The sequence below is a fragment of the Nostoc sp. genome (assembly GCF_036919575.1).
Lineage (GTDB): Bacteria > Cyanobacteriota > Cyanobacteriia > Cyanobacteriales > Nostocaceae > Nostoc.
This window is the reverse complement of sequence record NZ_JBALBY010000043.1, coordinates 1-10,388: the sequence shown is the minus strand read 5'-3', so window position 1 is coordinate 10,388 and position 10,388 is coordinate 1. Positions and strand designations below refer to the sequence as shown.

The following is a 10,388-nucleotide window of genomic DNA, read 5'->3' as shown; positions in this document are numbered from 1 at the left end:
GCTAATTATAAACAACAAAAGCTTATCTTTGATTTTGCTTGAATAACTAGTCAACCCAAAAGAATTGCTTTTTCATACTTTTTCAGCAACCCCTAAGTATAGTTGGAACCAAACTTACTCAGGAATTACGCAAACAATAGCCGAAAAGAATGATTTTCACGTAGAGGCAATTCATTAATCATGCGTGTCAACTTAAGCCAAAACTCTTTTAAAATCTCGTTTCCAGCAAGAAGCTGGAAATGCACCTCATAGCGGCTATGCCGCAAGTCTTGAGGCAGAGCCTCAAATTAGGCATTCCCAGTCAGAGACTGGGAACGAGATAATCTCTAAATGCTGGTTTTAGGCTGGCTTTCACCTTACAGCTATTTTCAGGTAAATAGACCACGCGGTAGGGGCACAGCAATGCTGTACCCCTACGACAGATGTGGTTCAAATACATGATTTCTGCTGTAAGTTGACACCAATGTTCATTAATTGCCTCTACCGCGTGTTCTACTTCTATTTAATTAGAAGTTGTAGCCAAGTCCGAATAGTAGACCGACATCAGTTTCATCCAGAAAAGCCGCATTTACAGCACCATTGAGCGTAAATCTAGAACCGAGAGGAATGTCTACACCACCAGTTAGCAGTAATCCAAAATCAGTATCGAGATTAGCTTCAATCGCTACGCCAGCACCTATGTAAGGAGATATAGTATAGGTTCTTTCGCCCACTGAACCTGCTACGCTGGGAGAAAAATCCAAAGTCAAAGGAACCAGAAACAGTGTATCATCCCCAAAGATCACCGATGGTCGCACTGATATGTTACGTGTCAGACCAATTTTGCTAATCGCTGCAAAGTTACCGTCACTCAAAGCTGTATCACTACCACTCAAACCAATGTTACCAGCAACTCCAACGTAGCTTCTGCCACCACGAGTCGATCTACCTGGCTCAACATTAGGCGTGTTTGCTGTTGGTGGCTGATTTAACTTACTGATGTTAATATCAGGCGGGATCAAGACTTGGTTAATTGCATGGATAACACCATTGCTAGCTTTGATGTCCCCCTGGATAACTCTGGCATTATTCACCTCAACTTGATTGTTAGCGCGATCGATTTTAATATTTACAGGTCTATCTTCATAGGTTTTCAGTTCCCCATTCGTTAGTTGACTAGCAGTTACTGCACCAGGAACCACATGATATCTCAAAATCTTAATCAATGCTTCTCTGTTCTCTGGTTGCTGTAACTGCTGTAGGGTAGCAGCAGGCAAAGCAGCAAATGCTTCATCTGTAGGAGCAAAAACTGTATAAGGACCAGGCTGTTGAAGAATATCTGCTAAACCAGCTGTCTTTAATAAAGAAGTCAGAGTTGTCAGAGAACTACTGGATGCAGCAAGAGAAACAATATCGCTACCGGTTTGAGTTCCACCGACAATATACTGACTAGCTGGAAGATTGCTTGCAATCGGTTGTATCCGTCCCTGTTTAGCCAAAGCTTGATATAAAAGTGCCGCAGCTTCCGCACGAGTCAGGGGCTGTTGCGGATTGAGTTGTTTTACATTTGGATAATTAACAACAATATTAGATTGTGTTGCTGCTGTCACACCACTAACAGCGTAGTTCGGGATACTTGAGGCGTCATTGTAATAGGTGCCCAGATCACTACTGGCTCCAGTACTGCTAGTAGTCAAACCCAAACCACTTGCTAAAGCAACGATCCCCTGTACTCTGGGTATTTGTTGATTTGGCAAAAATACGTTCCCAGGATAGCCCGCCAAAAATCCAGTTTCGTAGGCGCTCTGAATTGCAGAAGCCGCCCAATAGCCAGCAGGAACATCACTAAATCCACCTGCGGTTAATTGCCGAACTCGGTTTTGGTTGCCGAAAGCTTTTTGAATTAGAGCGGCAAATTCAGCACGAGTCACAGCTTGATCGGGCCTAAATGTGCCATCAGGAAAGCCAGCAATCACGTTATTTTCGGCTAGGGCTTGAATGAAGGGACGCGCCCAATAATCTGAGGAAACATCAGATAAGTTAATTGATGAACTCGGCGATGGTGTCGCAGGCGATGGTGCCGCAGGCGATGGTGTCTCAGGCGATGGTGTCGCAGGCGATGGTGTCTCAGGCGATGGTGTTGTAGATGGAACAGTAGGTTGAGATGAAGCTGGGGCGGAAATTAAGATGGGAGTTATTGTCGCAGCTGTCATTCCCAGAACTATTAAAACAACCCTTCCTGATGACCAACGAAAGAAACTAGACATGGAAATATCCTCTTTTCAAATTCTTGGATTGACTATTGGAAAATACTGGATGCAAGCTTAAGTGAATACAAATATCGAGATGATTGTTTGGTTTGCCCCGATATGGAAACCAGAAATACAATCATTAACTCTGAAAAAGTCAAATGTTGGATATTATGAGTAGCTGCTCTGACACCTCATAACATTTATGCAAATGTTCACCACACATAGTTAGTCTAGAATTCCTATTTGATTTTTAAAGAACCACAGATGACACTAATAAAGATAATTAGTGCAACTAGGCGATTTTATTCAGTTATAAAATCGCAGTCAAGCAGTAGGAAAACTGGCTTTCAATAGCCATCTCTTTATAATTGCCGAGCAGGGTTAATGCTGTCAAGATCAATGTATCATAATCTTTAGCAAAATTTAAGAAATCAAATGCTTCTTGGCAATACGATACATTATTACTCTTGGATAAAAATTATACAACTAACTAATGGCTGGATTTCGAGGAAAAAGTTTCACCCTTTAGATAGTTGTCTGTGATGGAAAATATTGAAATACTACAGTGGAGTTAGCGATCGCAACCAAAAATTTCGGGCATGATTGCGCCAAAGAATTTTGGCTAAGAATTATTTTTTGGCAAAAGAGAATTTTCGGAAAATTAACTCATAGATAAACTAGTACAGCAGAGCAGAAGTTTGCCTACCTTTAACAAGGGAGCATCTCACTTTTATAAAAAGCGTTGTAAAACCTCACCCCAACCCTCTCCTTACCAAGGAGAGGGAGCAGGAATCTTGTTGATCAATGGGCTGAAGAGGGTGTTTTAAAGAAGTCGGAAGCGATGCCCTGAGCTACGCCGTTCGCGCAGCGTCTCGAAGAAAAGGGTACAGTTTTGCAAGGGGAGGAACCCCCGTAAGGCACTTCTCTTCTGGTGCGTCCGCTACGCGAACGTCTAAAAATGTTTTGAATTTTGAATTTTGAATTTTGAATTTTGAATTGTTATCATGCCTTTGGGATGGTATTTGCTTAGTTTTTTCATTAATGAGAAAATATTCATGAGATACAAACTCTTGGGCAAAAGCGGGTTAAGAGTTTCTGAACTCTCCTTGGGAACCATGACCTTTGGTGAAGATTGGGGTTGGGGTGCATCTGTTGACGAAAGTCGTAAAATCTTTGATAGCTATGTAGAAGCAGGCGGTAATTTCATTGACACCGCCAACGGTTATACCGATGGTAGCAGTGAAAAAATTGTTGGTGAGTTGATTGGCTTAGAACGAGAACGCTTTGTAGTTGCGACAAAATATTCCTTTCCCTTGCGGATGAACGACAACACGGGCAACCCTAACGCCAGTGGAAACCATCGCAAGAATTTAATTCAATCTTTAGAAGGTAGTCTAAAACGGCTGAATACCGATTACATTGATTTATTCTGGTTGCACGCTTGGGATTTCACAACACCTATTGAAGAAGTGTTGCGATCGCTAGATGATGTAGTTCGTCAAGGTAAAGTACTTTATATCGGCATTTCTGATACCCCTGCTTGGATTGTTTCCCAAGCAAATACCATCGCCCAATACCAAGGATGGACGCAGTTTGTCGCCCTACAAATTGAATATAGTTTAATTCAGCGAACACCAGAACGAGATTTGCTACCGATGGCTAAAGCTTTTGATTTAGCAGTAACACCGTGGTCGCCTTTAGGTGGTGGTGTGCTAACAGGTAAGTATAATCAGCCTCCTCAAGAGGGTAGCGAACAGGCGCGATTAGCAAATGCAGCATTAGGAACTATTTCAGAACGGAATTTAGCGATCGCTGAAGTTGTTAGCCAAGTTGCAGCAGAAATTGGACACACACCCTCACAGGTAGCATTAGCTTGGTTACGCGCTCAAAGTGGCGTGATTATTCCGATCGTTGGGGCACGTAAATTAACGCAATTTCAAGACAACTTAGCTTCAATAGAAGTCACTCTCTCGCCAGAACATTTGCAAAGTTTAGATGAAGTGAGTAAAATTGAATTAGGTTTTCCCCATGACTTTTTGCAGAACGATGTAATTCGCGATCGCCTTTTCGGTGGTACATTTAATACCATAGAAAACCATCGCAGTTAAGGCAATAGTCATATACAGTAACACATTCAGCCATTAATTTAATCTATCGTCAGAGAGTTTCCCATAGCCAAAAAAAATCTGTACAGTTAGATGTAAAAGGCATTAAGGTAGAACTATGAGCGACAACACGATTTCATCACGTCTGTTTCCCACCCGCATTGACATTCCCGCCGAAGCGCGAGTGCAAATCGTGGTACTTCTCAATCAAACCTTAGCAGCTACTTTGGATCTGAAAACCCAGACAAAGCAAGCGCACTGGAATGTTAAAGGAACTGACTTCTATCAGTTGCACGAATTGTTTGATGAACTTGCAGGTGAATTGGAAGAGTATGTCGATCTAGTTGCTGAACGCGTCACAGCTTTAGGCGGATATGCTTTAGGAACAGCCCGCGCCGCAGCTAGCAATTCAATTTTACCAGAATATCTCTTTGATATTTTGGATGGTAAAGACCATGTAACAGCGTTGTCAGATCGCTTTGCAATTTATGGTAAACATATCCGGGAAGCGATCGCTAAAACTGATGAATTAGACGACCTGGATACCGCCGATCTTTACACCGAAATTTCCCGCACCATTGACAAACGACTCTGGTTCTTAGAAGCTCATCTGCAAGTAGTAGAAATTAAGGCAGAGAATGGTAAAACGGGTACTACTAAAACTCAAAAGACACCTGCTGCTGCTCTAAAATAAGACTTCTGAGAAACACTAAATTTAGTAGTAGTAGGGTGCGTTACGGCTTAAGCTGTAACGCACCATCTTATCTAGGGGTGCGTTAGGCGCGAACTTACCCCACCCTAACCCTCCCCTTATAAAGGGGAGGGAACCGGATTTTCTTGTTTCCCCCCAATATATCGGGGGGATTAAGGGGGGTAATTCAACACCCTAGCCTTTATAAGGAGAGGGATTGAGGGTGAGGTAAGCCAGGGACATAAATTGTATGTTATTTAATTCTTATTCCTAAAAAGAAAATCAAGATTTCGGCTATTGTTTGCGTAAGTCCTGTTTGTGTATGGAAGTTTTCGTGGTTTTTGATTAATAAGTTGGATAATTGACTTACAACAAGTAAGCCACTCATGCCGCAAAATAACCAAACTGCCGTCGAATTCCGCGATGTCACTTTTAGCCGCAATCATCGCCCATTGGTGTCAAATCTCAATTTCACCATCCGCCAAGGAGAAGCACTGGTATTACTTGGGCGCAGTGGTAGCGGCAAAACTACAACAATGAAGTTAATTAATCGCTTATTTACACCTACACAAGGCGAAGTTTTATTTGATGGCATTCCCACAACTGAATGGGATGAAATTAAACTGCGGCGAAAGATTGGTTACGTAATTCAAGAAATTGGTTTATTTCCCCATTTCACTGTGGAACGCAATGTCGGTTTAGTTCCAGCTTTGGAAGGTTGGCAATCTAAACAAATTAAAATGCGGGTTTATGAATTGTTGCAATTGGTGGGTTTAGAACCAGCACAATTTGCCGGACGTTACCCGCACGAACTTTCGGGAGGACAAAGGCAAAGAGTTGGTGTAGCGAGGGCTTTAGCAGCAGATCCGCCAGTATTATTGATGGATGAACCCTTTGGCGCACTCGATCCGATTACGCGCTTAGAACTTCAACAAGAGTTTCGGCATTTGCAACAAGAATTAGGAAAGACAGTTGTTTTTGTTACCCACGATATTCAAGAAGCCTTTATTTTGGCATCGAGAATTGGTTTAATGTGTGGCGGAGAATTGGTAGTATTGGGGACAACAGATGAATTTATGCGATCGCAACACCCAGAAAGCCTCGCCTTTCTTCAATGTCTGCGTTCCGTGCCAAGCACTTTATGAAAGTTTTGGCAGGGTTCTTAACCCACGGAGGTGGGTTAAGCCTCGTGTAGACGCGGTTTCTAACCGCCCTTTTAACCTTAAGTTGACACCAATGGTTACAGCGTTCCGCCTAACACACCCTACCACTTCATCTTTTACTTTTGAGCTTTGGAGAATCGTTTTTTTCCCTTTTATCCTGCAAGCTACGAATTTTAACCAGCACTGGAATATATTGTTGAATCATCCAAATCAACGCCTCAATGGATGAGTTACCTTGGTCAATCTGGCTTTTAGCTTGTAAACCAATTAAGAATAGTTGCATTGCCAGCAATAAAGCAATGGTTTTACTGAGAATATTTTGACGCTTGCCTTGCATTTATTTATCTCCCAAAGAGTTGTTTGTATAGATACAGGTTCTCTTTGGGGTTGTGTCCCTAAGCAAATACCCTAATCTTGCTGAAAATGCCTTAGAATCTGGATTACATGAGTTTGGGGTGGTAGTTTCAATATGGGGTAGCCCCAAACTTCTTACTGAATTTTTTGGGATATAATGCCACGAACTACCTATGGGCTTCAGATTCAAAAGCGAGTTAAGCGTCTGCTAGAGGCATTGCTCTGTTTTGTTGATGGAGAATTTGAGGACGGTAACTTTAAAATTGAGTACGACTGGAAAGACAAAGACAGCGCTAATCTTAAGCTGACTGTGCAGACTACGTTAGTCACGTTGGAGTTGCTGACCCAAAAAGATAAATACCCTGGCAAGTTAACTAAAGTGCAAATTCGAGAAGCGCTGAATTTGCTGAAGGATTTTTTGAAGATTCTGGAAGATAACCGTCTCCAAACTCAAGGTTCTGATGACTGGCGCTTTACTTTAAAGCTATGGTCAAAAGATAGAGAGAAGAACCTGAAAGGGTTTGATGAAGCGTGGGAAAAGAATAGACCAAAGAAATCGAAATTAAATAACCCCTCTCCAAACCTCTCCCCCACAGGGAGAGAGGCTTTGAATGTTCCCCCTTCCCTTGTAGAAAAGGGGGTTAGGGGGTTAGGTCACATACAAATATTTCAAGCGCCACCTTTACCCACACACTTTGTAGAACGTCCAGAGTACAGCAATGATTTAAAGACTCGTCTTTTAAATGGTTCATCGTCTGATAGTCGCACTTTGGTAATTACTGCGATTCACGGTTTGGGTTCGGTGGGCAAATCTACTTTAGCTGTGGCTTTAGCCCATAATACAGAAATACAATCTCGTTTTTGTGATGGCATTCTTTGGGCAACATTAGGTCAACAACCCAATGTGCTTGCTTTACTTAGTGGCTGGGTGCAAGCATTAGGAGACTATAGCTTTAAGCCTACAAGTATAGAAGCAACTTCCACCCATTTGCGGACTCTGCTTTATGAGAAGGCTGTGTTGCTGGTGGTTGATGATGCTTGGAATACCGAAGATGCACGAGCATTTAATTTTGGTGGTGCGCGTTGTCAAGTTTTAGTAACTACTCGTGAAGGTCACATTGCCGATGCCTTAGCAGCCAGCACCTACAGTCTGGATATAATGAAACCAGACCAGGCAATGGAATTGCTGACCAAGAAATTAAGACGCGAGATTACAGGCACAGAACGTCACTCAGCAGAAAATTTAGCCAAAGGCGTTGGTTATCTTCCCCTAGCATTGGAACTCGCAGCCGCCGAAGTTGCCTGTGGTACGACTTGGAATGAACTCTTGGCGGATATTCAGCAAGAAGTAGCCAGATTAACAAGTTTTGACCGACCAGAAGCCGAAGAAATTAATGATGAGGCTAGTTTAAAACGCCTGAGTTTAACCGCATCATTAAATTTGAGTGTCAAGAGAATGCCACCAGAAAAGCAGGAGCATTTCTCTTGGTTAGGAGTATTGCCGGAGGATGTCAACATTAATAAGATGATGGCGGCAACGCTGTGGCAGATGGATAAGCGTGATGCTGCCAAGATGTTGCAATATTTACGGAATAAAGCATTGCTATTAACAGGAGTACCGCTTGCTGATGGTATGCCTACCTATCGCTTACATGACTTATTCCACGATTTAGCTTGTAATTTGTTAACTGCTCCCTCTGAGCCAAAGCGCGCAGGAGATTTGGCTGGGTTGGGTTTAAATTTTGCTGATGTTCACGCTGCTTTTTTAAAGAAGTATCGGCAGAAAACCCAGAATGGTTTATGGCATACTTTACCCGATGATGGTTACATTCATCAGTATTTAGTTTGGCATTTAGAAAAGGCTGGACAGTTAGAAGAGATTCACCAGTTATTACGGGAAGAGTCTGCAACTGGAAGCAATGGCTGGTATGAAGTGCGAGAACAATTGGCACAAACTGGCGGTTACATCACAGATATTTCTCGTGCCTGGGGACTAGCAGAAGCGAATCGGACTGAATCAACACTAAGCTTGCAGTGTCGTTATGCTTTGATTACTGCATCGATGAATAGTTTGGCAGCTAATCTACCAGCAAATTTGCTGGTAGCGTTGGTCAAAAACAAGATGTGGACTCCCGAACAAGGACTAGCTTATGCCCTGCAAAAACCAGAACCAAAGGAGAAAGTCAATTCGTTGGCAGAACTAGTCAATTATTTGCCACCAAATCTTCAAGAATTAGCACAGCAAAAAGCCCTTGCTGCTGCCAGGGCGATTCAGGATGAGGATTCTCGTGCCAATGCCTTGAGTGCCTTGGCTGACAAACTGCCACCAGAGTTATTGCCAGAAGCCCTTGCCGCTGCCAGGGCGATTCGGTATGAGCGTTATCGTGCCGATGCCTTGAGTGCTTTAGCTGACAAACTGCCACCAGAGTTATTGCCAGAAGCCCTTGCCGCTGCTAGGGCGATTCAGTCTGAGTCTTCTCGCGCCGATGCCTTAAGTGTCTTAGCTGACAAACTGCCAGAGTTATTGCCAGAAGCCCTTGCTGCTGCCAGGACGATTCGGTATGAGCGTTATCGTGCCTATACCTTGAGTGCTTTAGCTAACAAATTGCCACCAGAGTTATTGCCAGAAGCCCTTGCTGCTGCCAGGGCGATTCAGTCTGAGTCTTCTCGTGCCGATGCCTTGAGTGCCTTAGCTGACAAGCTGCCAGATATATTGCCAGAAGCCCTTGCTGCTGCTAGGGCGATTCAGCATGAATCTTCTCGTGCCGATGCCTTGAGTGCCTTAGCTGACAAGCTGCCAGATATATTGCCAGAAGCCCTTGCTGCTGCCAGGGCGATTCAGCATGAGTCTTCTCGTGCCAATGCCTTGAGTGCCTTAGTTGACAAGCTGCCAAATATATTTCCAGAAGCCCTTGCTGCTGCCAGGGCAATTCAGCATGAGTATTATCGTGCCGATGCCTTGAGCGCCTTAGCTGACAAGCTGCCACTAGAGTTATTGCCAGAAGCTCTTGCTGCTGCCAAGGCGATTCAGCATGAATCTTCTCGTGCCGATGCCTTGAGTGCCTTAGCTGACGAGCTGCCACCAGAGTTATTGCCAGAAGCCCTTGCTGCTGCCAGGGCAATTCAGAATGAGGATTATCGTGCCTATGCCTTGAGTGCCTTAGCTGACAAGCTGCCACCAGAGTTATTGCCAGAAGCCCTTGTTGCTGCTAGGGCGATTCAGAATGAGGATTATCGTGCCGATGCCTTGAGTGCCTTAGCTGACAAACTGCCACCAGAGTTATTGCCAGAAGTCCTTGCTGCTGCCAGGGCAATTCAGGATGAGGAATATCGTGCCGATACCTTGAGTGCCTTAGCTGACAAACTGCCAAATATATTGCCAGAAGCCCTTGCTGCTGCTAGGGCGATTCAGTCTGAGTCTTCTCGTGCCAATGCCTTGAGCGCCTTAGCTGACAAACTACCAGATATATTGCCAGAAACCCTTGCTGCTGCTAGGGCGATTCAGGATGAGTCTTCTCGTGCCAATGCCTTGAGTGCCTTAGCTGACAAACTGCCAGATATATTGCCAGAAGCCCTTGCTGCTGCCAGGGCGATTCAGGATGAGGAATATCGTGCCGATACCTTGAGTGCCTTAGCTGACAAACTGCCAGATATATTGCCAGAAGCCCTTGCTGCTGCCAGGGCGATTCAGTCTGAGTCTTCTCGTGCCAATGCCTTGAGTGCCTTAGCTGACAAGCTGTCACCAGAGTTATTGCCAGAAGCCCTTGCTGCTGCCAGGGCGATTCAGGATGAGGAATATCGTGCCAAAGCCTTGAGTGCCTTAGCTGACAAACTGCCAGATATA

General features: G+C 44.0%; 6 protein-coding genes. 4 read left to right on the top strand and 2 right to left on the bottom strand.

The window, feature by feature from the left end; translation table 11 throughout:
• Positions 1-506: 506 nt before the first annotated feature.
• Positions 507-2,246: a fasciclin domain-containing protein gene (locus tag V7K27_RS12885; protein WP_334947692.1), complete on the bottom strand. Its 1,740-nt coding sequence runs from the start codon at positions 2,244-2,246 to the stop codon at positions 507-509.
• 1,040 nt (positions 2,247-3,286) lie between these two features.
• Between V7K27_RS12885 and V7K27_RS12880 the strand changes: the two genes are divergently transcribed.
• From V7K27_RS12880 to V7K27_RS12870, 3 genes are all read left to right on the top strand, one after another.
• Complete coding sequence (locus V7K27_RS12880; protein WP_334947690.1) at positions 3,287-4,339, top strand: aldo/keto reductase; 1,053 nt, start codon at positions 3,287-3,289, stop codon at positions 4,337-4,339.
• 115 nt (positions 4,340-4,454) lie between these two features.
• Positions 4,455-5,030, top strand: coding sequence for a DNA starvation/stationary phase protection protein Dps (gene dps, locus V7K27_RS12875; protein WP_334947688.1), 576 nt, complete (start codon positions 4,455-4,457; stop codon positions 5,028-5,030).
• Between the two features lie 383 nt (positions 5,031-5,413).
• The gene (locus V7K27_RS12870) at positions 5,414-6,172 is read left to right on the top strand and encodes an ATP-binding cassette domain-containing protein (RefSeq protein WP_334947686.1); all 759 of its coding nucleotides are present in this window, start codon (positions 5,414-5,416) and stop codon (positions 6,170-6,172) included.
• 127 nt (positions 6,173-6,299) lie between these two features.
• Here the strand turns inward: V7K27_RS12870 and V7K27_RS12865 are convergent, their stop codons facing one another.
• Positions 6,300-6,527 carry a hypothetical protein gene (locus V7K27_RS12865; protein WP_334947685.1) on the bottom strand — a complete coding sequence of 76 codons (228 nt, stop codon included), beginning with the start codon at positions 6,525-6,527 and terminating at the stop codon, positions 6,300-6,302.
• A 174-nt stretch (positions 6,528-6,701) separates the two neighbouring features.
• Between V7K27_RS12865 and V7K27_RS12860 the strand changes: the two genes are divergently transcribed.
• Positions 6,702-10,388: NB-ARC domain-containing protein (locus V7K27_RS12860; protein ID WP_334947683.1), on the top strand; the 3,687-nt coding region annotated here is incomplete at its 3' end.